Consider the following 25833-nt stretch of genomic DNA (forward strand, 5'->3'; position numbering starts at 1 on the left):
CTACTCGGCGCCGGTCGGCGCTGATCTGCTGCGGGCCACCGGCTCGGAGCCGGTGCGCGGACTCAGGGGTTGTTCAGCACGGGCAGCGCCTTGCCGTGCGTCGGCGTGTTGATCGAGGTCTCCAGCAGGTGCTTGCCCAAGAGGCTCTCATCGGGCAGCTCGACCGGGTACTCGCCGGTGAAGCAGGCCTGGCAGAGCCGGTCGGAGGACTGGCCGGTCGCGCCGATCATGCCCTCGAGCGAGATGTAGCCGAGGCTGTCGGCTCCGACGCTCGCCGCGATCTCGTCGACGTCGAGACCGTTGGCGATCAGCTCCGCGCGGGTGGCGAAGTCGATGCCGTAGAAGCAGGGCCATTTCACCGGCGGCGAGGAGATGCGCACGTGCACCTCGAGCGCGCCGGCCTCACGCAGCATCCGCACCTGGGCGCGCTGGGTGTTCCCGCGGACGATCGAGTCGTCGACGACGACGATCCGCTTGCCCCGGATCATGTGCTCCAGCGCGTTCAGCTTGAGCCGGATGCCGAGCTGGCGCAGGGTCTGACTGGGCTGGATGAAGGTGCGGCCGACGTAGGCGTTCTTCACGAAGCCCTGCCCGAACGGGATCCCGCTCTCCTCGGCGTATCCGGCAGCGGCCGGCGTCCCCGACTCGGGCACGGGCATCACCAGGTCCGCGTCGACGGGGAACTGGCGCGCCAGCTCGCGGCCCATCTCGACCCGCGCCTCGTGCACGCTCCGACCGCTGATCGTCGCGTCGGGCCGGGCGAGGTAGACGTACTCGAAGACGCAGCCCTTCGGCTCCGGCGGGGCGAAGGTGTGCGAACGCAGGCCGTTCTCGTCGATGACCAGCATCTCGCCGGGCTCGATCTCGCGAACGACGCTGGCTCCGATCGTGGCGAGCGCGGCGTCCTCGGAGGCCACCACCCAGCCGCGCTCCAGCCGGCCCAGCACCAGCGGGCGGATGCCCTGAGGGTCGCGCGCGGCGTAGAGGGTGTTCTCGTTCATCCAGACGAAGCAGAACGCCCCTCGCACCTGCGGGAGGACCTCGAGCGCCCGTTGCTCCAGCGTCGTGTCGGGGTGGTGGGCGAGCAGCGCCGTCACCAGGTTCGTGTCGTTGGTCGACATCTCCAGGTTGCGGGCATGGATGTCGAGCTCACCGGAGTCGCTCGGCAGGTCGCGCACGAGCTCGGCGAGCTCGTGGGTGTTGATCAGGTTGCCGTTGTGGCCCAGCGCGATCGAGCCCTCGGCGGTCGGGCGGAAGGTCGGCTGCGCGTTCTCCCAGGTGCTCGCGCCTGTCGTGGAGTAGCGGCAGTGCCCTACCGCCAGGTGGCCGTGCAACGAGGCCAGGGTCGGCTCGTCGAAGGCCTGGGAGACCAGACCCATCTCCTTGAACACCAGGATCTGGCGGCCGTTGCTGACGGCGATGCCGGCCGACTCCTGACCCCGGTGCTGCAGCGAGTAGAGCCCGAAGTAGGTCAGTTTCGCGACGTCCTCCCCCGGCGCCCAGACACCGAAGACGCCGCACTGGTCCTGCGGGCCCTGGTCATGGGGGTCCAGGGCGGCGGTCAGGCGGCCGTCACCGCGACGGGAGGCCACCGAGGCGACCGGGAGGACCGGGCGGGACGCGTCGGGCACGGGCTCATCGTACGGGTGGCGTACGGCGGGACGCGCATCGCGAGGAGCGGCGAACTCCTCACACTCACCGGCGGCTGGCCGAACTCAGGTCCAGGCTGCCAGGGGCGCGCTATCTTTCCGAACGGGGCCGCGCCTGACGGATTCAGGCATCAGGAGCGCCGGGGGTTGGCATGGAGACCGCTGTCAGCGCGCCTCCTCATGGAGGCCTTCCCTTCCTGGCACGGGCGCGCGACGCGCTCATCTCCGACGTCCCGACGCGAGAGACGTTCGAGCTCATCACGCGCGGCGCGTGCGAGGCATCCGGCTTCCGCGCCGCGGCCCTCGCCCTCCTCCGCACCACGGACGAGTACGAGTACGTCGCCGTCTCGGCAGACGGCCGGACGCGGACGGAGCTGCTGGGCGGCCACGTGTCGCTGTCGGCGATGCTCGCCGAGATCGAGAACGCGGAGCAGTGGGGCGGACTCCGGTATCTCCCGGCGCCGCGCGCACCGGGGGACGACCACGAGCAGTGGCACGCCGACGACATCCTGTTCGTGCCGCTGGTGACCGGCGAGGATCGTGCAACGCCTTCGGCACTGCTGTTCGTCGACGATCCGGTCGACGGCCGCAGACCCGGGCCCGCAGCGCGTGAGCGACTGGCGACGTACGCGGGGCACGCGCAGGCGCTCATCCGCTTCCTCGACCGGCAGCTGTCCGCGCGTGAGCGCATCGACAGCGCCGCCCGGGAGCGACAGATCAGCCGCATCGCAGCCGAGCAGCGGAGCGTCGAGGACCTCGTCGCGGCGTGCTCCGCCCCGCTCCTGGACCTCTTCGGGGCCGACGACATCGTCTGGCACGACCTCGTGACCGGGCAGATGCACCCCCTGCCGAACGGAGTGCCCGCGGGCGACGCGGAGGCACAGGAGTCGACCCTCATCGAACTGGCCCGCCTCGCCGTGGCGCCGACGGTCTCCGGCTGGGAGCACCGGCGCGCCGTGGTGGTCGGTGCTCACCGGGTCGTGGCGCCGGGGCCCCTGGGAGACATCGCCCGCCACCTTCCCGAGGTGATGGACCGAGCTGGCGCCGCGTCGGTGATGCTCGTGCCCCTCGGCGTCCGCGACACCGTCGTCGGCACGGTGCTGCTGACCCGGCACGACGCCGATCTGGAGTGGCAGCATCTGGAGCTCGAGGCGGCGATCGAGCTCGGCGGTGCGCTGGGGCGGGCCGTCCAGACCTGCCATCTCTTCGCCCGGGAGCAGTCCTCTGCGGCGGAGAAGCAGCGGGTGCTCGCGACACTCGCCCACGATCTGAAGAATCCGCTCACCGCCCTGCGGGGGTACCAGGAGCTGCTGGCCGAGACGCTCGATCCCGGAACTCCCGAAGCGCAGCTGCTCGACCGGGTCGCGCGTGCCACCGGATACCTGACGACCACCATCGACGCGCTCTTGCTCCTGGCCCAGCTCCAGGCGACGGACCTGGCGGACGACGCTTCCGCCGACCTGTCCTCCGCCGTTCGGGCCACCGTCGCCGACCTGAGCGCTGCGGCAGCGGAGCGAGGTGTGACGCTCGTCGTCGAAGACCCGCCGACCGCGCGGGTGCGGGGAACCGAACTCGAGCTGCGGGAACTGGTCGCACGACTGCTCCAGAACGCGATCGGTGCCCACGTCGACGGCGGAACCGTGACACTCACCGTGCGACGACAGCCGGATGCGGTCATCGACGACCCACGCGGCGTGCGGGCCGGACCCGCAGAGCCCGCCGGCGTGTCCACGACGGCCTACGTCCTGACCGTCGAGGACACGGGGATCGGCATCGCCGCTGAACACCTCGGCCGCATCACCGACGAGTTCTACGTGGTTCCGCGTCGGACCACCCGCCCCGAGCCCGACGGTCCCGGACTCGGACTCTCGATCGCGCGACGCATCACCGAGCGTTCCGGCGGCACTCTCGACATCGACTCCCGCGTCGGCCGCGGCACCACGGTCGCCGTCCGACTCGCCGGGATCTCGGAGGGTGCGGACCGATGATCGCCTCCGACGCACAGCCGAACCACCGATGGGCGCTCCCCACCGTGGGCGACCTGGGCGAGTTGGTGGCGAGCGGTGACGCGCAGGAGCAGCTCCGCGCGAAGCTGCGCTCGCTGGGCGACAGCACGGGGTTCCAGGTCGCCTCGCTCGGTGTGCTGCGCGCGACCGCCGAGATCGAGGTGATCGCGGTGTCCGACCCGTCCCACGTGGCCGAGGAGGTCCTGGGCGAGATGGTCCCCAGTGCCGACGTCGCAGCGATGCTCGCCGCTGCCGAGAACTGGGGCGGGCCGCGCTTCCTCGATCATCAGCTGGCGCTCGCCTACGCCGAGGATCTCTGGACGGCCGACCCGGACGTGCCGAGCGACCCTGCTCGATGGCACCCCTACGACCTGCTGATGGTCCCGGTGGTGGCCGGTGACTCGATGCTCGGCGTGATCTGGCTGGACCTTCCTCTCGACGGGTTGCGGCCGGTAGCCGGCGATGCCCGCACGGCGATCGCCGTCGCCAGCCGGGAGATCGCTCGCTCCATCGCGATGGATCTGGACCGGGTCCTGATCGAGGAGCGCGAGCGCGTGCTGCAGTCGACGCGAGACGTCCTCGCCGACCTCACCTCCGACGTGCCTGTGGAGCAGATGCTCAGGGAGACGCAGCGTCTCCTCGCCACGGCGTTCGGGGCCGAGGAACCGAGCATCGTGCTCCACGACGCGACGACCGCCGCCACCCCGCTCCAGCGGCTGGGCACGACTCTCGCGCTGCGATGCTGGGCCGAGCGCCGCGCCGCGGTGGTCTCACGGCGCCGCGGGGTCGGTCCCATGCTCGATCCCGACCAGCACCGGCTGCTCACCGACGAGGTCGCCCGGCGAGGTGATGCGTCGATGATGCTCGTCCCGGTCGGCGCCGGCCCCGAGTGCCTGGGCCGCATCGTCATGTGGCGCGGCGCGGGCGACCGCGACTGGAGCGACGCGGAGACCGACGCGGCCCTGGAGATCGGTCGCGACCTCGGGCGCGCCGTCCTCACGGCGCGAGCGCTGAGCCGCGAGAAGGAGGCCTCCGCCTACAAGCAGCAACTCGTGGCCGGGGCCGCGCGTGAGCTGGCGCGCCCCATCCGGGCCACGCGCACCCACCTCGCCGCCCTCAACGAGATGGCGGGAGATACCCCCGCCGCCGGCACCGCGCTCGCTCTGCGCAGCATGACGCGAGCGGCGGACCGCCTGGCCGACATCGTGTCCGCGATGGGCGCCCTGACCTATGACGGCGGCTCGCCGGCGCGCCCCCACCGCGATGTCGACCTCGCAGCGATCGCCCGGGACGGCGTCGAGCTCAACGCCGTGACGGCCGCCATCGCGGAGATCGACCTGACCTACACCGGACCCGACACCCCGGTCTGGGTGCTCGGCGATGGCGGCGAGCTGGAGCGGATGCTCGCGAATCTGGTCGGCAACGCCTTGAAGTACACGAATGCGGGGGGAGCCGTCACCGTCACCCTCACAACCGCAGAGGCGGTCGCGACACTCGCCGTGGCCGACACGGGCCTCGGCATCTCCGAGGTCGACCAGCGATCGCTGTTCCAGGAGTTCTTCCGCTCCGCCGACCCCGACGCGTCGAGGTTGGAGGGGACGGGCCTGGGGTTGGCCATCGTCGCCCGCATCGCCGAACGGCACAGCGGATCGGTCGCGGTCGAGTCCACGCTGGGCGTGGGGAGCACCTTCACGGTGTCCCTCCCCCGACACCGTGGTTGAGGTGTCCCCCGGTGGTCGAGGAGCGAGTGCAGCGAGCGTCATGAAACCCCGTGAGCCGACAGGCGACCTCTCAGAGACGACCGAGCTTGGCGAGCAGCAGCGCTTCGGCGACGACGACCCGCTCGAACTCCTCCAGCAGCAGGCCCTCGTTGGCGCCGTGCGCGCGGGTGTCGGGATCCTCGACGCCGGTGACGAGCACGCTCGCCTCCGGGAAGGCCTCGAGGAACTCCGCGATGAACGGGATCGAGCCGCCGACCCCCATGTCGACCGGCGCCGTGCCGTCCCAGGCCTCGGTGAACGCCTCACGCGCGGCGTCGTAGGCCGGGCCGGTCGCATCGATCTGGGTCGGCTCGCCGGAGTCGACGTGGGTGACGGTGAGCTGCGCTCCCCACGGCACCTTCGCCTCCAGGTGCCGGGTCAGGCAGGCCAGCGCGTTGGCCGCGGTGTCGCCGGGGGCGATCCGCAGACTCAGCTTCGCGCGCGCCGACGGCGTCAGAGTGTTGCTGGCGCCGTCGACCTTCGGGGCGTCGAGTCCGGTGATGGTCAGCGCCGGCTGGGTCCACAGGCGCTCGACGACGGGTCCCTGACCGACCCACTCGACGCCGGGCGCGGCGCCGGACTCGGCACGCAGCCGATCCTCCGGGTAGGCGACGTCGGCGGCCGGGCCACGGTGCAGGCCCTCGATCGCGATCCCACCGTCGGCGTCGTAGAGGGTGTCGAGCAGGCGCACCAGCGCCATGATCGCGTCGGGCACCAGCCCACCCCACATGCCGGAGTGGACGGCATGGGTGAGCGTGCGCACCTCGACGTCGACCCGCACCAGGCCGCGCAGGCTGGTGGTCAACGCGGGCTCGCCGACGTCCCAGTTGCCGGAGTCGGCGATGACGATGACGTCGGCGCGCAGGGACTCCTGATGCTCCGCCAGCAGGGCGGGGAGGGTGTCGGAGCCGACCTCCTCCTCGCCCTCGATGAACATCGTGACGTTGACGGGCGGCTCGCCGCCGCCCAGCGCACCGAAGACGCGGAGCGCACCGAGATGGGCGGCGATACCGGCCTTGTCGTCGGCCGCGCCGCGGGCGTAGAGACGTGGACCGTGGGGGGTGTCGCGCTCGGAGGGCTCGAACGGCGGGGAGTCCCAGTCGGCGTGGTCGTTCTCCGGCTGGACGTCGTGGTGGGCGTACAGCAGCACGGTCGGCGCACCCGCCGGGCCGGCCTTGTGCGCGATCACCGCAGGCGCGCCGCCGTCCGCGCTGACGATGCGGGCGGTGCAGCCCTCGGCCTCGAAGAGCGCGGCGACGGCCTCCGCGCTGCGCTGCACCTCCGCGGCCCGCGCCGGGTCGGCGCTGACGGACTCGATGCGCACGAGATCCTCGAGGTCGCCGCGCAGGGCCGGCATCAGGTCGGCCACGGCGGCCTTGATCTGCTCGGTCGTCCCGGCCTGCGTCGCGTCGCTCATGTCTCCCACGCTAGCCCCGCGTCCCGGCGGCCGGCACACTCAGGTCAGCGGGAGCCAGGGCGCGAGGTCCGCACGTTCGCCCGATGCGTTGATCGCCCCGTCTGCGAGCGCCTCCGCCCAGGAGAGCCCCCCGGTCGCCAGCGCGAGGAAGGTCGCAGCATCGGTCTCGACGACGGCGGGCGGCGTGCCGCGGGTGTGCCGGACGCCGTCGACGCACTGGACGGCGGCGTAGGGCGGCACCCGCACCTCGACCGATCGTCCCGGTGCCCGGGTCTCCAGCACGGCGAGGTAGTGCTTGACCAGGGCCCGGGTGTCACCAGCCTCCTGCGCCGCCCGGAGCGCTTCGGGATCGAGAGCACGCAGACGGGCAGGCACGCCCCGACCCTACGAGACCTGCCGGCTGAAGTCGCTCCGAGGCCGGGGCCACCGACGGGACCAAGCCCTAGGGTGAGCGCCGTGTCGCGTTGGCCCTCAGATCGTCTGCACGCACAACCCGTGCTGGCCACGGTGCGACGTCTGGAGGAGCGCGTCGGAGCGCGGTTCCCCGACCGCGACCTGCTCGACGTCGTCCGCGATCTCGCCGCACTGGTCGAGGAGGTGGCCGACGGCGCCGCGGACGTCCGCCGCCGTATCCGGCACACCCGGTTGCTCTCCCGGCTGGGAGTGGTCGCGATCCTCGCCGTCACCGCGACGATCTTCTGGCTCGCCGTCCGGTCGGCCCTCGACGACCGCGCCGTGACGAGCTCGCTCGACTGGCTGCCGCTGTTGGAGAGCGGCATCAACGACCTGGTCTTCGCCGCGATCGCGCTGTGGTTCCTGTGGTCGCTGCCTGAACGGGTGCATCGCAGTTCGCTGCTCGCGCTGCTGCACCGGCTGCGCTCACTCGCGCACGTCGTCGACATGCACCAGCTCACCAAGGATCCCGAGCGGCTGCGCGTGGACTTCCGACCGACCCCGCGCAGCGCCGACCCGGGCCTGGACCGCAACGAGATGGAGAGCTACCTCGACTACTGCACCGAGCTGCTCAGCCTCGTCGGCAAGACGGCGGCGCTCGTCGCCGAGCAGTCGCAGGACGCCGTCGTGCTGGACGCCGTCAGCAACCTGGAGACGCTGACCACCAGCATGAGCCGCTCGATCTGGCAGAAGATCTCGTTGCTACCCGACTGACCACCCGTCGGTCGAGGCCAGCGCCCGCCTCACCGGGTCTCGACAAGCTCGACCACCGGTGGCGGGGGTTTCGAGGCCCTCAGCCGCCGTCGATCGTGTCGAGGAGGTCGAGGGTCTGCCGCCAGGCTCGACTGCCGGGGTCGATGACGACGAAGTGGTCGCCCTCGACCTCGATCAGCTCGGCCTGGGCCCCTGCCGCCGTGGCACGCGCCACGTAGTCGACGGACTGCTCCAGCGGCACCAGGACGTCGTCGCGGGCGTGCACGCACCACACCGGGATGTCGAGCGGCACCTGCTGGGCGGGGTCGTACCGCTCGTCGGCCGACGACGGCGCGTGGCCCAGCAGTGCGCTGACGGCGCCGCCACCCAGCCGCGCACCGGCCACGAGGTCGAGCACGCCCGCCTGGGAGATCGCGTGCGTGAGTCGAACCCGGTCGGCCCATCCGTAGCGCCCGCGCCCGGCGGCCCAGACAGCGAGGTGGCCACCGGCCGAGTGGCCCAGGGTCACCACGGTCTCCAGCGTCGACGGCGGGAGGCCCGCCTCGGCGAGGGCGTCGATGCCTGCTGCGACGTCGTCGAAGGTGGCGGGTGCGCCGCCGCCCCCGCCGACCCGGCGGTACTCCAGGTTCCACGCGGCCCAGCCCTGCTCCGCGAGGCTCACGGCCAGCGGCGTCCCCAGCGAGAGGTCGTACCTGGACGACCAGAAGCCTCCGTGGATCACCACGACGACGCCGCGCGGGTCGCCGATGGAGGCATCGGGCAGGTGGAGGTCGGCGAACTGACTGGCGTCCTCGCCGTAGGTGACCCGCCGGACGTCGGGCAGATCCGCGCCGGAGCCGGCATCGGAGATCGGCACAGGTGCCACATTCCCATACTCGCCGCAGCCGCTCAGTGTCATCACCGCCGTCCCGCCGGCGGCGAGGAACGGGAGCCGGAGCACGCTGCGACGTCGCATGCTCCGCATTCGGCACGGAGACCTCATCGGCTTGGCGATCGCCTGACCTCTCAGGCGAGGACCTGCCACACGATCAGGCCGAGGAGCACGCCGATCGCATCCAGCGTCATGAAGGTGAGCACCCAACCGGCGGGTGGCACGCGTCCGCTGAACGAACCGTCCGGGCGCGGCTCGACGTCCATCATCAACTGGCTCACGCACACGGCGCGATCGAGGTTCTCCGGGTCGGCGAGGACGACGCCGCCCTGGTACGGCGCGCCCTTGACCAGCAGCGCGCCCTCGCGGCCGTCGACGACGAACTGCAGCTCGGTGATGCGCCCCTGGCCGCTGAAGCTGAACCACCGGGTGCGCCACCCGGCCGCTGTGCGCAGAGGCACGTTCTCGTAGCTGGTGCTACTGGCTCGTTCGGTGAATCCGGTGACGGTCGCGACCACGCCCTCGCGCAACACGGGGACGACGAGGCGCATGCGCGCGTCGGCGAGACCGAGCACGACGGCGATGGCGAGGGCCGAGCCGGCGGCCAGGAGGGGCGGGTGACTGACCCAGATCACCATCGGGGCGACCATCGCGATCACCAGCGCGAAGAGCCCACCCGGCGTCAACGCGATCAGGCTGGCCCGGTAGGCGAGCGGCACCGCCCGCGGTGGCGCGGCCAGAGGCGCGACGGTCTCCGGCGTCGGCAGCGCGACGTGACGCTCGGGCCAGGCCTCCGCACGCGGCTTCGGCCACTTCTCGTACCCCGCTTGCGGTGGCGGCACGTAGGGCGCGTACGTCGGCTCCGGGTCGGCCATGACGCGGACCCTAGTGGTGCGTCCGGGAAGTTCTGAAACGGTTGGCGTGCTCCCGGTGCGTGCAAGCGCAAGGCGCCGGCGCGCAGCCATACCGGGTCGTCTCGCAAGCGCTGGCAACGCCGCGGGGTGCGTGTCGGGGGTGCGCGAAGCGCATCAGAACCTCCCGGACGTGCCGCTAGTGGCCCGCAACCCCGATCCGCAGGGGCTTCGGTACCCGCCGCGGCGGTTCAGGCCATCGCGACGGGGATCGTCGCCATCCACGCCGAGCGAAGCTCGAGCAGGTTGACGTCGAACAGGCCGGCGACCCCGAGGGCATCGCCACCGGTGGTGCCGAGCTCGACCACGGGGACGGCGTGCCGGTCCGCGAGTGCGGTGAGGCGTTCGACGTCGCCCTCGGCGACCGTGACGAGCACGCGTCCGGCCGACTCGGAGAAGAGCGCGACGAAGGGATCCTCATGCACGCCGGCGAGGTCGACCCGGACACCGCAGAGGTTGCGCAGCGCACCTTCGACGAGCGCCTGGGCCAGGCCGCCGTCGGCCAGGTCGTGGGCCGAGGTCAGCAGGCCGACACCCTCGCGGAGCAGCTCGGCGAGCCGGCTCTCGTGGGCCAGGTCGACCGCCGGCGGCCGACCGCCGAGGTGGCCGTGCACGACGTGCGCCCACTCCGAGCCGCTGAGCTCCTCGCGGGTGGTGCCGAGCAGGAGCACGCGGTCGCCCACGTCGTCGCCCTCGACCGAGGCCCACGCGGACGGCGTGCGTCGGGTGACGTCGTCGATCACGCCGAGCACGGCGACCACCGGGGTGGGGAGGATCGCCGTCTCGCCGGTCTGGTTGTAGAGGCTCACGTTGCCGCCGGTGACCGGGATACCGAGCTCGAGACAGGCGTCCTTGAGGCCACGGCAGGCCTCGGCGAACTGCCACATGACGCCGGTGTCCTCGGGCGAGCCGAAGTTGAGGCAGTCGGAGATGGCCAGCGGCCGCGCACCGCCGGTGGCGACGTTCCGGTAGCTCTCGGCGAGTGCGAGCTGCGCACCGGCGTAGGGGTCGAGCTTGGCGAAGCGGCCGTTGCAGTCGGTGGAGACGGCGACACCGAGGTTGGTCTCCTCGTCGACGCGGACCATGCCGGAGTCGCTGGGCTGGGAGAGCACGGTGTTGCCCCGCACGTAGCGGTCGTACTGGTCGGTGATCCAGGACTTGTCGCACAGGTTCGGACTGGCGGCGAGCTGCAGCAGGGTGGCGCGCAGCTCCTCTCCCGAGGCCGGACGGGCCAGCGTCTCGGCGCCGTCGGCCTGCAGCGCGTCCTGCCAGTCCGGGCGGGCGTAGGGGCGCTCGTACGTCGGCCCGTCGTGGGCGACCGAGCGGGGCGGGACGTCGACGACGCGCTCCCCGTGCCAGTCGATGTGCAGGCGACCGGTGTCGGTCACCTCGCCGACGACGACGGCCTCGACGTCCCACTTGGCGCAGATGCCGAGGAACGTGGCGACGTCGTCGGGCTCGACGACCGCCATCATCCGCTCCTGGCTCTCGCTCATCAGGATCTCTTCGGGCGCCAGCGTGGAGTCACGCAGCGGGACGCGGTCGAGCTCGACGTGCATCCCGCCGTCGCCGGCGCTGGCGAGCTCGGAGGTGGCGCAGGAGAGACCGGCGCCGCCGAGGTCCTGGATACCGGCCACGACCCCCGCCGCGAAGAGCTCGAGGGTGCACTCGATGAGCAGCTTCTCCATGAACGGGTCGCCGACCTGGACGGCGGGACGCTTGGCCGGGCCGTCGGCGTCGAAGGTCTCCGAGGCGAGCACCGAGACGCCGCCGATGCCGTCGCCTCCGGTGCGGGCGCCGTAGAGGATCACCTGGTTGCCGACGCCGGAGGCCTTGGCCAGGTGGAGGTCCTCGTGCCGCAGCACGCCGACGCAGAGCGCGTTGACCAACGGGTTGCCGAGATAGGTCTCGTCGAAGACGGCCTCGCCGCCGATGTTGGGCAGGCCGAGGCAGTTGCCGTAGCCGCCGACGCCGGCGACGATCCCGGGCAGCACGCGGCGGGTGTCGGGGGCGTCGAGCGGGCCGAAGCGGAGCGGGTCCATCACCGCGACCGGGCGGGCACCCATCGCGAGGATGTCGCGCACGATGCCGCCGATGCCGGTGGCCGCGCCCTGGTAGGGCTCCACGAAGCTCGGGTGGTTGTGGGACTCGACCTTGAACGTGACCGCGTAGCCCTGTCCGATGTCGATCACGCCGGCGTTCTCGCCGATGCCCGCGAGCATCTTGCCGGCCGGCGTCTCCTGGGGGATCTCGCCGAACTGCTTGAGGTGCACCTTGGTGGACTTGTAGGAGCAGTGCTCGCTCCACATCACCGAGTACATCGCCAGCTCCGAGCTGGTGGGCCGACGTCCGAGGATCTCGCGGATCCGCTCGTACTCGTCGGCCTTGAGGCCGAGATCGGCCCACGGCTGCTCGCGGTCGGGGTCCTGGGCTGCCACGGCGACCGTGTCGAGCGAAGCCCGGGGGCAAATCTAGTGCCCGTCCCCGACGCCTCCGCGTTGACCCGTCTTTACCTGAAGACGGGTCAACCGCGATCAGGGCGTTGAGCCGTCTCCAGGTAAAGACGGGTCAACGGCCGGGGAGGAGGCTCAGCACGCTGTCGAGAGCGGTCCAGACGCCCGAGGCGTACCAACGATCGTCGTCGCGGACGGCGGTCACGGCGAGGTCGGTGTCGACGAACAGACCGAGGAACCCGAGGTCGGGGTCGGCGAGCTCGCCGGTCCAGGTCGGCCCGCCCGAGGCCGCGACGAAGAGTTCCACAAATCCCCGCAGGCCCGTGGTGTCCACACGCACCGTGTAGGTACCCCCGGTCAGACGGACGACGGCTCGCGCCCCATCGCCGTCGGCAGGGTCGGGTGGCGTCGCGTACTCGACGTCGCGCACCTCGACGTCGAGCCGCTCGGCCAGGGTCAGGCGCTCACCCAACACGTCGCGGTTCGCGCGATAGAGATCCACCACGGCAGCCGCCTCGGCCGGCGCGAGCACCGCGAGAACGGCGACACCGTCGCGAGCCTGCACCCCCTCGACGAGACGCCGCGCGGCATCGGTGGGGCTGGAGGCGCCCACCTCGTGACGGATCAGTCCGTGGTGGGCGATTCCCGCCGCGACCAGACCGAGCAACACAGCAGCGACGACCACCCCCGGATCGGAGGCGGCACGTGCGCCGCGCGCGGCACGCAGACGCGCGACGTCGAGGGTCAGTGCGGTGACCGCCGCGAGTGCACCGACGACGGCCACCACGCCGCCGGGCCCCAGCCCCGTATCGACGCCACCGGCGGAGCCGGGCAACGTCGCCGCCATGACGACGCACAGCAGCGCGACGAGCGTGCCCACACCGTCGCGCACGACGGTGGCGCGGGCTCCGACGAAGCCGGCTCCGAGGACGACCGCGACTCCGAACACCGGCACCGTCGCCGCGAGCCACACCAGCGCGGCGGGGACGACGCCGTCCAGCAGGCCGGTGCCGACCAGAGCGTGGGCGTCGGCGAGGGAGGAGCGCGAGAGCAGCCCGGACGTCGTCCACGGCAGGAGGAACTGCATCGTCCAGCATCCGCCGGCGACCGCCCAGGCACCGGCCGCCACCCGACGTACCGCCCTCGTCGCGGGGCCGGATCCGCCGTATGACCCCGGGCCCGGCGCTGTCCGATCGACCCCGCTCACCCGCACCCACCCTTCCGCGGAGGGTCCGCGAGTGGAACGCTAGCGGCGGACCCCAGCGACGGGGCCGATCCGGCGCGACAGCGCGCTCGACGCACCACGGAGGTTGACCGCCTTGTCCACTGCCTGCACCTCGTGCGGCTCTGCTCTCGCCGACGGCGCAGCGTTCTGCTCGCGCTGCGGCCAGCCAGCCGCGGCTACGCCGCCCCCGCCTCCGCCGGCACCTCCGGCTCCTCCTGCGGCGTCCGCGCAGACCGTCGCGCGACCCGCGGCACCCCAGGAGACCTGGACCCCACCGGCGCCCCCGGCTCCTGCGTCGGCGCCCACTCCTCCGCCTCCGGCCGCACCCGCGCCGCCGGCCGACCCCCAGGCGACCCAGCAGATGCCACCGACGTGGTCACCCCCCGCGTCCGGCCAGCAGCCCGGCCACCCGGCTCCCGGATACCCCGTGCCACCCCAGTACGGGGCGCCCGCGCCGTTCGCGCCGAAGGTGAATCCCTTCCACGGCTGGCCGATCAGCGACTACATCCGCGACGCCGCGGCGGCGTTCTGCCTCTTCGCCGTCCTGGGGATGTCGTGGAGCATCGGCACGCGTGACTTCGAGTTCGGCGGGTCCGTCGCCGAGCTGAAGAAGGGCGGCGACCAGTGGTGGGTGATCATCGGCGTCCTGCTCGCGGTGCTCTCGCTCGCCGTGCCGTACCTCGCCAAGTCCGGCGCCGTCCCGGCGTGGACCGGCAAGCACTACCACCTGCTGAAGCTCGGCCTGAACATCCCGCTCGCGGCCGGCGTGCTCGCAGCCGTGATCAACGAGCTCATCCACGTCGGTGATCTCCAGGAGGGGCTGCTGGGCACGGGCGTCGGCATGGCGCTGGCCGGCATGGCGCTGGCGATCCAACCGCGTGCGGCCGAGGAGACCGCCGACCACAGCGACGATCGGCTGTGGCTGAGCCTGTCGAGCTATCTGACCTACGCGCTGCTCGGCCTGAGCGCGGTGATGACGGTGACCTGGATCCTCTACGGCGCGATCGCCGACGAGATCGACCTCTTCGACGACTTCACCCGCTTCCTGGCGCTGCTGTTCGGGCTGGTGCTCACGGCCGCCGTCGGCGCGATGTGGCCGGCGTTCTCCCAGCTCGGTGGCGCTCCCTCATGGCGCCGGGTGTTCGTCACCGTGGCCTTCACGCTGCCGGTGATCGCACTCTTCGCCGGCACCGATAACGACGGCGGCTGGTTCTTCTCCAGCCCCGGCGACAAGTGGTACGGCTTCGTCGGCGCTCCGCCCACCTACACCCTGTTGCTCGGAGCCGCAGGCGCCCTGGCCGTCTCCCGGGCCCGACTGCGGCAGCCCGACGCCGACCCGATCGGCAACTGGGTGCGCACGGCGTCCTCGGCGATGCTCGTCTCGGCCGCTCTCTCGGCGCTGACCGTGGTCGGTCTGCTGTTCGCCCAGATCTCCTTCGACTTCAGCGGCAGCAGCGTGACCGCGATGATCCTCAGCCTGGCGGCCGCCGGCATCGCCGGCTTCTCGCTGACCCTGCTGAGCAGGCCCGCGCAGTCCCGCGTCATGCTCCTCGGCCTCTGGGGTGGGCTGATCGTGGTGGGGCTGGTGCTCTTCGGCATCATCAACAGCTCCGATGCGGCCGCCGGTGTCGACACCGGCTGGGCCGTCGCCGCCTGGGTCACACTGCCCGCGCTGGCGATCTACGGCCTCACCGTGCCGCCTCCGGTGCGCCAGACCTTCGGCCCCCTGGTGACGGCGAGCCCGGCGGCGCCTGCCGCGCCGCAGCCGCCCTACCCGGGTCAGACCCATCCCGGTCAGACGTACCCGGGCCAGGCCCAGCCGCCTGCGCCCCCGGCCCCGCCTCAGGCACCGCCGGCAGCGCCGGGTCAATGGCAGGCCCCCGACCAGCCGGGACAGCAGCCGCCCCCGCCTCCGCCGCCTCCGGGCTGGGCACCCCCGCCCCCGCCCCCGCCACCGGCCTGACGGCGACCGACCCTCACCGCCCGCTCCGGCTCACCGGGGCGGGCGGTGGTGTCGCGCGCGGGTGTCCAGCCGAACCGGCGCACCGCATTCTGTGACCAGAGTGACATCTGCGGGTTAGAGTGACGGCCCGACGGACTCGTCCACCTTCCCCTGGGGCCCGCCATGCAGTCGCGCACGCGCACATCCACCCGTTCCACCGACGACACCGAGAGCACCGCCTCCGCAGGTGCCGACGTCCGGTGGCGGCTCGCCATCCTCGCGACGGCGCTCGTCGCGATCGCCGGCCTGCTGTTTGCCGTCGACCCCGGTGACGACGGGCGCGACCGCGCCGTCACGGTGGGCCGCAAGGCCACGGGCACGAACCCGGTCACACCGGGAGACTTCACCGGCTACGGCTTCGACCAGTGCCTGACGCCGACCCAGGCGGCGATGGACACCTGGCTGCAGCATTCGCCGTTCCTCGCCGTGGGCATCTACATCTCCGGCGACTCCCGCGCCTGTCGCAACCAGCCGAATCTGACGCCGCAGTGGGTGAGCACCCAGCTGGCCAACGGCTGGCGGCTGCTGCCCATCATCCTCGGGCCCCAGGCCTCCTGCCAGCCGCGGTTCCCGCGCTACGCGGACGACTTCAAGATCTCCCCGACGCCGGGCGCCAACGGCAAGTACTCCCAGGCGCGGACGCAGGGACAGACGAACGCGAACCAGAGCGTCATCGACGCCCAGGCGCTCGGCATCGTGCCGGGCAGCACCCTCTGGTACGACCTCGAAGGCTTCAACCTCGGCAACAAGAACTGTCGCGAGTCCGCGCTGGCGTTCGTCAGCGCGTGGGTGAGCACCGTCAAGGCCCAGGGATACGTCGCCGGCGTCTATTCCAGCGCCGGATCGGGCATCAAGGCCCTGGACGACGCGCGGGTCAACCGCCCCACGGCCTTCACCTTCCCCGACCGGATCTGGATCGCACGCTGGGACGGCGTCGCCAACACCTCGACGTCCTACATCCGCGCCGACGGCTGGTTGCCCGGCAACCGGATGAAGCAGTACCGCGGCGGGCACGACGAGGTGTGGGGAGGCGTCCGGATCAACATCGACTCCAACTGGCTCGACTTCGGTGCCGGCTCAGTCGCCAAGCCCGAGCGACACTGCGGCGGCGTGACGATCTCCTTCACCGACTACCCGGCCCTGGCCCGACCGACCGCGACCACGCGCCCCGCACCCAAACACGTCAAGGCGCTGCAGTGCCTGCTGCAGTCCCAGGCGATCTACACCGGGGCACTCGACGGCGTGTACGACGCCGACGTCATGGCGGCGGTGCGGCAGTGGCAGAAGAAGCGCGGCATCGCTCCCGACGCCGCCGGTCGGTGGTTCAAGCGCGACTGGATGATGCTGCTCAACTACGGCTACCGCCCGGTGCTCAAGGTCGGATCCGCCGGTCTCTACGTGCGCCGGGTGCAGCGCAGTCTGAACGCCGCCGCCGTCGGCTCGACGGTGCGGGCGAACGGTCTCTACGACGCCCCGACCATCGCACTGGTCAAGCGCTACCAGTCCCGCCTCGGTCTCGCGCCGTCCGGCATCGTGAACAGCGAGACGTGGAACAAGCTGGCCATCGGGGCGCGCCCGGGCAACGCTCAGGCCCGCGCCCGCTGACCAGGCACCGTGCCGATCGCCGGATCTCCGGACCACCCCGGTGGTCGAGGAGCCGTCCCGATCGCCGGATCGCCAGGCCACCCCGGTGGTTGAGGAGCCGTCCCGAGGAACGAGGGACGGCGTCTCGAAACCCCCGCCGGTCAAGGCAGGCGTCCGACCCAACAGGTCTCGAGACGGTCGCAGAGCGACCTCCTCGACCACCGGAGGCGAGAGCGACCTCCCCTCGGCCACCGAAGACTGCGACCATCGAGAAGGTCGCGGGGCTCAGCCCCCGACGGGCGGCCCGACCAGCAGCGCGAGGCCGGTGAGGGCCGCCACCACGACCACCGCCGCGAGCGCTCCCTGGGCGGGTTTGCGCAGCAGCCAGGACACCGGGCGGTCCAGCGGTGCCGACGACTCGCCGTCGAGGAGCCGCCAGTCGCCGAAGGCCCCCCGCTTCTCCATCGCGAGGTCGAACGGCACGGTGGCGAAGGGGGGCACCGCTGCAGCCAGACCGACGAACGAACGGAGCACCGTCCAGCGCTGGTCGATGGCCACCACGACGACGGCCAGGCAGTAGGCGATGAAGACGACGCCGTGCACCATGCCGAAGACCCGAACCCCGAGGTCGGTGGTCTCCGTGACGTACTTGAGGAACATGCCGGTCAGCAGGAGCGCCCAGGTGATCGCCTCGGCGACCGCGACCCGGCGGAACAGTCTCTGCGGCGTGACCTTCATGCTGCCCGTCTCACACGAAGGTGGCGGCGGCCAGCGAGGTGAAGAAGCCGAGGCCGTCGGTGCCGGCCCCGGTCAGCTCCTCGACGGCGTGCTCGGGGTGCGGCATCAGCCCGACGACGTTGCCACGCTCGTTGCTGATCCCGGCGATGTCGCGCAGCGAGCCGTTGGGGTTGGTGCCGAGGTAGCGCGCCACGACCTGGCCCTCGCCCTCGAGGCGGTCGAGCGTCTCCTCGTCGGCGATGAAGCCGCCCTCGCCGTTCTTGAGGACGATGGTGACCTCCTGGCCCTGCGCGTACGCGGAGGTCCAGGGGGTCGCGGCGTTCTCGATGCGCAGCACCTGGTCGCGGCAGACGAACTTCTGGTGGTCGTTGCGGATCAGCGCACCGGGCAACAGGTGCGACTCGCACAGGATCTGGAAACCGTTGCAGATCCCGAGCACGGGCATGCCCTTGCCGGCGGCCTCGATGACCTCGGTCATCACCGGCGCGAAGCGGGCGATCGCACCACAGCGCAGGTAGTCGCCGTAGGAGAAGCCTCCGGGCAGCACGACGGCGTCCACGTCCTTGAGGTCGTGGTCACCGTGCCACAGCGGCACACCCACGTTGCCGCCGATGCGGACGGCGCGCAGCGCGTCGACGTCGTCGAGCGACCCCGGGAAGGTGACGACGCCGACCCTCACGACTCGACCCGCACCGTGAAGTTCTCGATGACCGGGTTGCTCAGCAGCGTCTCGGCCATCTTCTCGACGTCGGCGAGCAGCTCGTCGGTCACCTCGCCGGCGACCTCGAGCTCGAAGCGCTTGCCCTGGCGGACGTCGGTGATGCCACTGAACCCCAGGCGGGGCAGGGCTCCGAGCACCGCCTTCCCCTGCGGGTCCAGGATCTCGGGCTTGGGCATGACGTCGACGACGACCTTGGGCACGGCGTCATTCTAGTGACCTTCGACGGCCTGGGACGCCGCCGGGTCCGGCCCCGTCGACGGCCGCCTCGCTCCGTGTCACGGCGATCACCCTCCGGGGCCGCGTGACGCGACCGGGGCGCGGGCACACTGGAGGACATGAGCATGACATCCGGCCCCCGTGGCGGCGCTGGGGCGACGGACCCCGCATCGCTGCTGAGCCTGCAGTTCCCCCAGTCGCTGGCCGTCTACGACGACTACGCCGCCGCCCAGCGCACCGTCGACTACCTCGCCGACCACGAGTTCCCGGTGCAGAACTGCCTCATCGTCGGCACCGATCTGAAACGGATCGAACGCATCACCGGCCGCCTCACCACCGGTCGCGTCGCCGTCGGCGGCCTGGCCTCGGGCGCGTGGCTGGGGCTCTTCGTCGGTCTGATCTTCGTGATCTTCTCCGATGAGAGCGCGTTCGCCACCCTGCTGTCGACGATGCTCGTCGGAGCACTGTTCGGCCTGATCTGGGCACTCCTGGGGTACGCGATGACCCGGGGCCGTCGCGACTTCCAGTCCGTCACCCAGGTGGTCGCGACCCGCTACGAGGTGCTCGTCGAGCACAAGGTGGCGGGCCAGGCACGGGAGCTGCTCGCGGGCCTGCCCGGCGCGCTGCCGAACCCGTTCGCCTGAGCGCCTCGGAGCTCGTGGTGCGTCCGAGAAGTTGTGAAACGGTTGGCGTGCTCCCGGTGCGTGCAGCGCAAGGCGCCGGCGCGCAGCCATACCGGGTTGTCTTGCAAGCGTCGGCAACGCCGCGGGGTGCGTGCCGGGGGTGCGCGAAGCGCATCAGAACTTCCCGGACGTGCCACTAGCGGTGCTGGTTGCGGTTCTGCACCACGACGATGGCCAGGGCGACGCCGAGACCGGCGAAGATCGGCCCGATCACCGCCCACGACTCGTTCTCACCCTCCCCGAGCCAACCCTGGCCGTACGCCGTCCAGACCGCTCCGAGAGCGAACAGCAGGACGGCGAGCGCCAGGGCCAGCAGTCGGCCTCGGGTCACGAGAGTTCGCGCTTGAGGATCTTGCCGGTGGCGGTCATCGGCAGGGCCTCCACCGTCTCCACGATGCGCGGGTACTTGTAGGAGGCCATCTGCTCCTTGCCCCAGGCGACCAGCTCGTCGGGGGTGATCTCCGCGTCCTTCTCCAGGATCACCACGGCCTTGACCTCCTCGCCGTGGCTCTCGTGCGGCACGCCGATGACGGCGGCGAGCGAGACCGCAGGATGGGTCATCAAGACTTCCTCGATCTCGCGCGGGTACACGTTGTAGCCACCGCGGATGATCATGTCCTTGGAGCGGTCGACGATGTAGTACCAGCCGTCCTCGTCCCGGCGTCCGAGATCGCCCGATCGGAACCAGCCGTCCTGGATCGCCTCGTCGGTGGCGTCGGGGCGACCGTGGTAGCCCTTCATGATGTTGTGGCCCTTGATCGCGATCTCGCCGACGGCGTCGGCACTCCACTCGATCTCGTCCCACGTCTCGGGCTCGAGCAGCTTCATCTCCACGCCGGGGATCGGCGTCCCGATGGAGCCCACACGCACCGGCTCGCCGTGGCGCGAGAAGGAGGCGACCGGCGAGGTCTCGGACAGGCCGTAGCCCTCCAGGATCGTGACGCCGAACTTGGCCTCGAAGGACTTATGCACCTCGACGGGGAGACTCGCACCGCCCGCGACGGCGACGCGCAGGTTCTCCTTCAGGGTCGAGACGTCGACCGACGGGTCGTCGGCGAGCGCGCCGAGCAGACCCCAGTACATCGTCGGGACGCCGGCGAAGAAGGTGACCTTCTCACCCAGCATCAGGTCGAGCGCCGGCCCTGCCTCGAAGCGCGGCAGCATCACCACGGTGCCGCCGAAGGCGAAGCCGCCGTTCTGGATCACGGTCTGGCCGAAGGAGTGGAACAGCGGGAGGACGCAGAGGAAGGTGTCGGGCTTCTCCACGCTGGCACCGAAGAGGTCCGCGCCGGCCAGCGCGTTGTCGCGCATGTTGCGGTGGCGCAGCTCAGCACCCTTGGGCTGCCCGGTCGTCCCGGACGTGTAGAGGATGACGGCGGTGTCGTCCTCGTCGGTGGCGACGGCGTCGAAGGTGGGCGCCTGGCCGGCCATCGCACGACCCATCGTCTCGGCGCCCTCGATCGGAGACTCCGCGGCCGGGTCGGCGGTGATGACGAAGAACGTCTCGCAACCCTCGGTCTCGGTGAAGCCGGCGTGCCCCTCGGCCCCGATCGGCAGCTCCGGCGTCCCTTGGAAGCAGAAGTACGCCTTCGCCCCGGAGTCGGCCAGGTGGTAGGCCACCTCGCGGCCCTTGAGCAGCACGTTGAGCGGGACCACGGTGCCGCCGGCCTTGAGGATGCCGTAGTAGACGATCGAGAAGTAGGGCAGGTTCGGGCAGCTCAGCGCGACCTTGTCACCGGGCCGGATGCCGCGCTCGACCAGAAGGTTGGCGATCTGGTTCGCGGCGCCGTCGACCTGGGCGTAGCTCAGGCGGGTGTTGCCGAACACGATGGCCGTCCGGTCCGGGTGCTGGGCAGCGGTGCCCTCGAGGAGGCTGGCGAGGTTGTAGGTCGTCACGCGCACAACGTACTCAGCGAGGCGTGACGCGCGCCACGCCTTCGCCTACGGTTCGGTCCATGCGCGCGCGATCTCTGAGGCCGATCGATCACGCTGCCCTCGCCGTAGGCGGTATCCGGCTCGCATCCGGAATCTCGTTCCTGGTCGCGCCGCTGCAGGCGAACCGGTGGTGGGGAGAGACCGAGGTCCCGACCGCCACCGGGCACCTCACGTTGCTGCGCTCGATGGGCTATCGCGACGCCCTCATCGGCGGCCTGTTGGTCGGCTCGGCGCTGCGGGGTGCCGACACCCGCGGATGGTTCCTGGCCTCGGGAGGAGCCGATGCCGCCGATCTCCTCGGCGGATGGGCCGTGCACGACCAGATGACGGCGTCGCAACGCCACGTCGGCGTCGGGGGTGCGCTGGTCGGGATCGCCGTGGGCCTGTGGGGCGCGACCCGACGGCGTCCACGCGGGGAGTGAGGCTGCGCGTCGACCGCATCCGCCGTCGAGCAGAGGCGGACGCCGACTACCCCGCGAGGATCGCGGCGGCCGAGCGCAGGTCGACCCGGACGGCGTGCGGCGCGACGCGACCCAGCAGGTAGCCGACCGGGCCGTAGCCGCGCAGGGCCATCGTCGCGGTCACGTCGCACGACGTCGCGTCGACGGGCTGGAAATGCAGGGTGAGGGTGGCGTCGATGCCGCGCCACGTGCCGCGTTCGGTCCAGCGGCGCGGGCGGTCTGCGTCGGTGAGCTCCATGCGCGGCCGGACGCCGGCGGAGGTGATGTCGGTCCAGCTCTGCCCGACGACGCCGTCCTCGCCGCGGACGTCCTCCACGCGGCGCAGGCTCGACTGCCAGGCAGCGCGGTTGGCCGGAGCGATCAGGTAGTCGTAGGCCTTCTCCGCTGTCACCGGGAAGCGCACGGTCGGGCGGGTGAGCGACATCAGGGTCACCACCGCTCGCCGGTGAGCAGCTCATAGGCCTCGAGGTAGCGCGCGCGGGTGCGCTCGACGACGGCCTCGGGAAGGGGCGGTGGTGCCTCGCCACTGGCGCGATCCCACCCCGACTCCGGGGAGAGGGCCCAGTTGCGCACGATCTGCTTGTCGTAGGAGGGCTGGGTACGGCCCGGCTCCCACTCCGCGGCCGGCCAGAACCGCGAGGAGTCCGGCGTCAGGACCTCGTCGCCGAGCACGATCGTCTCGGTGTCGCCGCGGGTCGAGACGCCGAACTCGAACTTGGTGTCGGCCAGGATGATCCCCTGCTCCCGGGCGATCTGCTCGGCGCGGCCGTAGACGGCCAAGGTGAGGTCGCGGAGCTGCGCGGCGCCCTCGGCGCCGACCGTTCCGACGATCGTCTCGTAGGAGACGTTCTCGTCGTGGTCACCGAGCTCGGCCTTGGTGGCCGGGGTGAAGATCGGCGAGGGCAGCCGGCTGCCGTCGACCAGGCCGGCTGGCAGTGCGACTCCGCAGACCTCGCCGGTCGCGGTGTAGTCGAGAAGTCCCGAGCCGGTGAGGTATCCGCGGGCGACGCACTCGACAGGGAACATCGCGAGCTTGTCGCAGATGACGGCGCGGCCACGCACGACGTCGGGGACGTCGGTGGACACGATGTGGTTCGGCACCAGGTCGGCGAGCTGGTCGAACCACCACAGCGACATCCGGGTGAGGATCTCGCCCTTGTCGGGGATCGTCGTCTCCAGTACGAAGTCGAAGATCGAGAGGCGGTCGCTCGCCACCATCAGCAGGTTGCCGGCGTGTGGGCCCGCCGTCAGCTCGTAGAGGTCGCGCACCTTGCCGGAGTGGAGATGACGCGCTCCGTCGATGACCGGCGCAGCGGGGATGTTCAACACGGGGCCAGCCTAGTGACGGTCGTGTCCGGGCCCCGGAGGTCGGTCGGCCGCGGGGGCACGCTGACCGGCGCTCGGGCCGCTCGCCGGCCGTCGCGGGGGTCGTGTTCCTCACGCCGTCCTGAAGGGTCGCGGTCAGGCACAGGACCGACGGGACCGAGGCGTGCCGGGCCGCCCGCACCCCGCGCGTTCTGAGCCGTCCGCCGGGTGGCACAGTTTGGTGCATGCCGGAGTCCGCCGAAGAGGTCTACGCCCGCATCACCGCCGCCGCCGGCCCCGACGGGCGCCTGCCGATGTCGGCCTACGGCGACTGGGACATCTTCCCGTGGGAGGTCGTCGACGGCGCCATCGCGCCGAAGGTGCTCCCACCACCGGCTGACGAGCCCGCCCGGTGGGGTGAGATCGCCGAGAAGCCCTGCGGCTCGTGTGCCGGCTTCGACCCCGCCACCGTCGTGTGGGAGGACGAGGTGTGGGTGCTGACCCACGGCGGCGCACCGTCGGGACTGCCGTTGGTCCTGCAGTTGCACCCTCGTGAGCACCTCGACATGGGCAGTCTGGACGACGAGCTCGCCTCGCAGCTGGGCCGGATCAGCAACCGCCTGGTGCGCATCATCGAGAACCTGCCGCACATCGCGCGGGTCCACGTCCAGCGCATCGGTGACGGCGGCTCGCACCTGCACGTGTGGTTCACCGCCCGCACCGCGCGGCTGACCAACGTGCTCGGCTCCGGCGCGATCGAGTGGGACGACATGATCCCGCCCGGCCCCGAGGATCTCTGGCGCGCCGACCTCAGCACCGTCGCCGCCAAGCTCGCGAACTGGGGTGGCGAAGCGCGAGCCTGATCCGGGCGATCCGGTGGCCCACCCGGCTGCACCGCACCGGTCACGGGTCGTGTGCCCGAGAACGGTCCCGACTCCGTCCTCAGGCCCACGACCCGGCCCTCGCGATCGACGCCGCTTCACGACCGCGAGGACGGTCCGGGGGCCGCTGGTCAGCAGACGCCCTGCGCGTACTCCCCGATCGGCTGCCCCGTCTGGGCCCGGCGAGAGATCTGCCAGATCACGCGCGGGTAGTCGCCCTCGCCGGCCATCTCCTGGAGGACCGGCCACTGGCGACTGGTGCTGAGCACCTGCTGGGCCTGGGAGAGGGTCTCCGACGTACCTGATTCGCGCGCCGACTCGTAGGCCGCGATCCACTCGCACGCCACCGTGCCGGCGACGTCCGCGCCGAGGTTGTAGCGCTCGACCTCGGTCGAGGTGATGGGCGCGGGCTCGGAACCGTCCGCCGGAGTCGGACGGACCGGGTTGGGCGCGGCGGCATCCGCGATGCCCTGGAGCATCTCGGCGACGACGTCGGCGCGCTCGGCGTCGGTGACGTACTCCTCGGGGAGCGAGGCCTGGAACTCCTCGGCGGTCGCCATCCTGAGCTGCCCGAGCAGCTCGGTGTAGGACCCGAGGTCCATGCCGCTGCCGCGCACCTCGAGGAAGAACCCGTCCTGGACGTCGCGGATCGTGGTGTGGTCGCGGGCGTCGTAGGACCACTGCAGCGCCGGCAGACCCGCCAACTCGGTGTCGGTCGCGGGGCCGATGTCGCTGCGGTCCTCGACGTAGCCGGTGTAGTCGCCGGCCTCACGCCAGTGCACCTCGAGGCTCTCCTGGCCACGTTCGTAGTCGATCTCGCCGCCGTCGGCGTCGTCGGCGACGCCGTTGAGCGTCCATCCCGACGCGTCGACGAGCACGGCGCGGTAGGCCACCCCCGTGGGCGCCGAGGGGGAGGGCGGCGTGGCGGCGACCTCGCCGTCGCGTCCTCCGTCGCCGTCTGGCCACCAGACCGGCGCCGTGGCGAGGGCGGCGACGACGGCGGCCGCGGCGAGCGGTACCAGCCACCGCGTGGCTCGGCGCGACGTCGCGTCCGCCTCGACGTCCGCACGACGGCCCGAACGGTCTGCGGAATCGGTGCTGTTCATGATCTCCTCCAGGAGTTCGGCCCGGGCCGAGCCGACGGGGAGGCGGGCGATCTCGTCGTCCGACCAGGGGTGGCCCATCACGACTCCTTCCGGACTGGGTGGGGCTGACGTGAGGAGAGATGTCCGCCCGACGGCGGATCGTTGCCGTCCGACTCGAGCAATGAACGCAACCGCGCCCTGGCTCGCGAGAGGCGGGGCCGGACGACGACCGTCGTCAACCCGAGCACCTCGGCGATCTCCCGCGGCTCCAGCTGCTCCCACAGGTGCAGCTCGAGCACCTCCTGGTCGCGGGCACTCAGCCGTCGCAGGGCCGCAGCGACGTCGAGCCGTCCGTCGGACTCCGCCGTGCGATCGGGGACGATCCGGACCAGCTCATGGCGCAACCGCGACCCGAGCGCGGCTCGTCGCAGACCGCCGCGACGCTGGTTGGCCAGCACCCGGCGGGCGACGCCGTAGAGCCACGGCCTGGCCTCGTGGCCCGGCGGCACGTGCGCCAACCGGCGCCACGCGACGAGGAAGGTGTCCGCGACGACGTCGGCGGCGTCCTCGGGGCGATCGGTGCGGCGCAGCGCGAAGCCGAGCACGGCGTCGAAGTGCTCGGCGTAGAGAACGCCGAAATCGCGCTCGCGGTCACCCGAGGACGTCGTCATGCCCTGATCATGTCCGGCTCCGGGCCGGCCGTTGCAGGTTGACCCGTCTTTACCTGAAGACGGGTCAACGCAGCCGGGGCGGGTGACCCGTC

The 25833-nt window shown here is 71.7% G+C and carries 24 protein-coding genes; 8 read left to right on the forward strand and 16 right to left on the reverse strand.

All coding sequences use genetic code 11. The annotated features are described in order from the left end of the window. Positions 1 to 62 precede the first annotated feature (62 nt). Positions 63 to 1631 (reverse strand): amidophosphoribosyltransferase, encoded by a 1569-nt coding sequence (gene purF, locus KSO97_RS04430; RefSeq protein ID WP_232676748.1) that lies wholly within the window; start codon positions 1629 to 1631, stop codon positions 63 to 65. Positions 1632 to 1801: 170 nt separating this feature from the next. Between purF and KSO97_RS04435 the strand changes: the two genes are divergently transcribed. Together KSO97_RS04435 and KSO97_RS04440 are read left to right on the forward strand one after the other, a co-directional pair. After that, positions 1802 to 3637 carry a HAMP domain-containing sensor histidine kinase gene (locus KSO97_RS04435; RefSeq protein ID WP_232676749.1) on the forward strand — a complete coding sequence of 612 codons (1836 nt, stop codon included), beginning with the start codon at positions 1802 to 1804 and terminating at the stop codon, positions 3635 to 3637. Further along, the gene (locus tag KSO97_RS04440; RefSeq protein ID WP_232676750.1) at positions 3634 to 5376 is read left to right on the forward strand and encodes a cell wall metabolism sensor histidine kinase WalK; all 1743 of its coding nucleotides are present in this window, start codon (positions 3634 to 3636) and stop codon (positions 5374 to 5376) included. The genes KSO97_RS04435 and KSO97_RS04440 overlap by 4 nt, the downstream gene beginning before the upstream one ends. A gap of 70 nt (positions 5377 to 5446) precedes the next feature. Here KSO97_RS04440 and KSO97_RS04445 read toward each other — a convergent pair whose 3' ends face one another. Both KSO97_RS04445 and KSO97_RS04450 read right to left on the reverse strand, forming a co-directional pair. Continuing rightward, the gene (locus KSO97_RS04445) at positions 5447 to 6832 is read right to left on the reverse strand and encodes a dipeptidase (RefSeq protein WP_232676751.1); all 1386 of its coding nucleotides are present in this window, start codon (positions 6830 to 6832) and stop codon (positions 5447 to 5449) included. A gap of 39 nt (positions 6833 to 6871) precedes the next feature. Next, complete coding sequence (locus KSO97_RS04450) at positions 6872 to 7207, reverse strand: sterol carrier family protein (protein ID WP_232676752.1); 336 nt, start codon at positions 7205 to 7207, stop codon at positions 6872 to 6874. Between the two features lie 81 nt (positions 7208 to 7288). Here KSO97_RS04450 and KSO97_RS04455 point away from each other — a divergent pair, with 81 nt between their 5' ends. After that, positions 7289 to 7999, forward strand: coding sequence for a hypothetical protein (locus KSO97_RS04455; protein ID WP_232676753.1), 711 nt, complete (start codon positions 7289 to 7291; stop codon positions 7997 to 7999). Positions 8000 to 8078: 79 nt separating this feature from the next. On the opposite strand, the gene KSO97_RS04460 is transcribed toward KSO97_RS04455, so the two are convergent. The 4 genes from KSO97_RS04460 to KSO97_RS04475 all read right to left on the reverse strand — a co-directional run bounded on the left by KSO97_RS04460 (position 8079) and on the right by KSO97_RS04475 (position 13321). After that, positions 8079 to 8954 (reverse strand): alpha/beta hydrolase, encoded by an 876-nt coding sequence (locus KSO97_RS04460; protein WP_232676754.1) that lies wholly within the window; start codon positions 8952 to 8954, stop codon positions 8079 to 8081. 50 nt (positions 8955 to 9004) lie between these two features. Then, positions 9005 to 9745 (reverse strand): hypothetical protein, encoded by a 741-nt coding sequence (locus KSO97_RS04465; protein WP_232676755.1) that lies wholly within the window; start codon positions 9743 to 9745, stop codon positions 9005 to 9007. Between the two features lie 227 nt (positions 9746 to 9972). Further along, positions 9973 to 12219 carry a phosphoribosylformylglycinamidine synthase subunit PurL gene (gene purL, locus KSO97_RS04470; RefSeq protein WP_308188253.1) on the reverse strand — a complete coding sequence of 749 codons (2247 nt, stop codon included), beginning with the start codon at positions 12217 to 12219 and terminating at the stop codon, positions 9973 to 9975. Positions 12220 to 12349: 130 nt separating this feature from the next. Then, positions 12350 to 13321, reverse strand: a complete 972-nt coding sequence (locus KSO97_RS04475; RefSeq protein ID WP_232676757.1) for a hypothetical protein — start codon at positions 13319 to 13321, stop codon at positions 12350 to 12352. A gap of 565 nt (positions 13322 to 13886) precedes the next feature. Here KSO97_RS04475 and KSO97_RS04480 point away from each other — a divergent pair. After that, the gene (locus KSO97_RS04480; RefSeq protein ID WP_232676758.1) at positions 13887 to 15422 is read left to right on the forward strand and encodes a hypothetical protein; all 1536 of its coding nucleotides are present in this window, start codon (positions 13887 to 13889) and stop codon (positions 15420 to 15422) included. A 162-nt stretch (positions 15423 to 15584) separates the two neighbouring features. Then, complete coding sequence (locus KSO97_RS04485) at positions 15585 to 17066, forward strand: glycoside hydrolase domain-containing protein (RefSeq protein ID WP_232676760.1); 1482 nt, start codon at positions 15585 to 15587, stop codon at positions 17064 to 17066. Positions 17067 to 17330: 264 nt separating this feature from the next. On the opposite strand, the gene KSO97_RS04490 is transcribed toward KSO97_RS04485, so the two are convergent. Genes KSO97_RS04490 through purS form a run of 3 tightly spaced genes read right to left on the reverse strand, consistent with a single transcriptional unit; the run spans position 17331 to position 18704 of the window. Next, the gene (locus KSO97_RS04490; RefSeq protein ID WP_232676761.1) at positions 17331 to 17783 is read right to left on the reverse strand and encodes a DUF3817 domain-containing protein; all 453 of its coding nucleotides are present in this window, start codon (positions 17781 to 17783) and stop codon (positions 17331 to 17333) included. A 10-nt stretch (positions 17784 to 17793) separates the two neighbouring features. Then, positions 17794 to 18462 carry a phosphoribosylformylglycinamidine synthase subunit PurQ gene (gene purQ / locus KSO97_RS04495; protein WP_232676762.1) on the reverse strand — a complete coding sequence of 223 codons (669 nt, stop codon included), beginning with the start codon at positions 18460 to 18462 and terminating at the stop codon, positions 17794 to 17796. Further along, positions 18459 to 18704: a phosphoribosylformylglycinamidine synthase subunit PurS gene (purS, locus tag KSO97_RS04500; protein WP_232676763.1), complete on the reverse strand. Its 246-nt coding sequence runs from the start codon at positions 18702 to 18704 to the stop codon at positions 18459 to 18461. Before purS ends, purQ begins: the two co-directional genes overlap by 4 nt. Positions 18705 to 18839: 135 nt before the next feature. Here purS and KSO97_RS04505 point away from each other — a divergent pair, with 135 nt between their 5' ends. Then, on the forward strand, positions 18840 to 19364 hold the full coding sequence (locus KSO97_RS04505) for a general stress protein (protein ID WP_232676764.1): 525 nt from the start codon (positions 18840 to 18842) through the stop codon (positions 19362 to 19364). A 175-nt stretch (positions 19365 to 19539) separates the two neighbouring features. On the opposite strand, the gene KSO97_RS04510 is transcribed toward KSO97_RS04505, so the two are convergent. Then, positions 19540 to 19734 (reverse strand): hypothetical protein, encoded by a 195-nt coding sequence (locus KSO97_RS04510; protein ID WP_232676765.1) that lies wholly within the window; start codon positions 19732 to 19734, stop codon positions 19540 to 19542. Beyond that, entirely contained in the window at positions 19731 to 21299 is a 1569-nt protein-coding gene (locus tag KSO97_RS04515) for a long-chain fatty acid--CoA ligase (RefSeq protein ID WP_232676766.1), read from the reverse strand. The genes KSO97_RS04510 and KSO97_RS04515 overlap by 4 nt, the downstream gene beginning before the upstream one ends. Positions 21300 to 21358: 59 nt before the next feature. On the opposite strand from KSO97_RS04515, the gene KSO97_RS04520 reads away from it, so the two are divergent. After that, on the forward strand, positions 21359 to 21760 hold the full coding sequence (locus KSO97_RS04520; protein WP_232676768.1) for a hypothetical protein: 402 nt from the start codon (positions 21359 to 21361) through the stop codon (positions 21758 to 21760). A gap of 46 nt (positions 21761 to 21806) precedes the next feature. On the opposite strand, the gene KSO97_RS04525 is transcribed toward KSO97_RS04520, so the two are convergent. Then, the gene (locus KSO97_RS04525; RefSeq protein WP_232676769.1) at positions 21807 to 22223 is read right to left on the reverse strand and encodes an SRPBCC family protein; all 417 of its coding nucleotides are present in this window, start codon (positions 22221 to 22223) and stop codon (positions 21807 to 21809) included. A gap of 5 nt (positions 22224 to 22228) precedes the next feature. Beyond that, positions 22229 to 23128, reverse strand: a complete 900-nt coding sequence (locus tag KSO97_RS04530; RefSeq protein WP_232676770.1) for a phosphoribosylaminoimidazolesuccinocarboxamide synthase — start codon at positions 23126 to 23128, stop codon at positions 22229 to 22231. A gap of 221 nt (positions 23129 to 23349) precedes the next feature. On the opposite strand from KSO97_RS04530, the gene KSO97_RS04535 reads away from it, so the two are divergent. After that, positions 23350 to 23967 carry a cell wall metabolism sensor histidine kinase WalK gene (locus KSO97_RS04535; RefSeq protein WP_232676771.1) on the forward strand — a complete coding sequence of 206 codons (618 nt, stop codon included), beginning with the start codon at positions 23350 to 23352 and terminating at the stop codon, positions 23965 to 23967. Between the two features lie 149 nt (positions 23968 to 24116). On the opposite strand, the gene KSO97_RS04540 is transcribed toward KSO97_RS04535, so the two are convergent. Together KSO97_RS04540 and KSO97_RS04545 are read right to left on the reverse strand one after the other, a co-directional pair. Beyond that, positions 24117 to 25169 carry a hypothetical protein gene (locus KSO97_RS04540; RefSeq protein WP_232676772.1) on the reverse strand — a complete coding sequence of 351 codons (1053 nt, stop codon included), beginning with the start codon at positions 25167 to 25169 and terminating at the stop codon, positions 24117 to 24119. Continuing rightward, entirely contained in the window at positions 25169 to 25741 is a 573-nt protein-coding gene (locus tag KSO97_RS04545; protein WP_232676773.1) for an RNA polymerase sigma factor, read from the reverse strand. The genes KSO97_RS04540 and KSO97_RS04545 overlap by 1 nt, the downstream gene beginning before the upstream one ends. Positions 25742 to 25833 lie beyond the last annotated feature (92 nt).

The sequence above is a fragment of the Nocardioides sp. R-C-SC26 genome (assembly GCF_021246465.1).
Lineage (GTDB): Bacteria > Actinomycetota > Actinomycetes > Propionibacteriales > Nocardioidaceae > Nocardioides.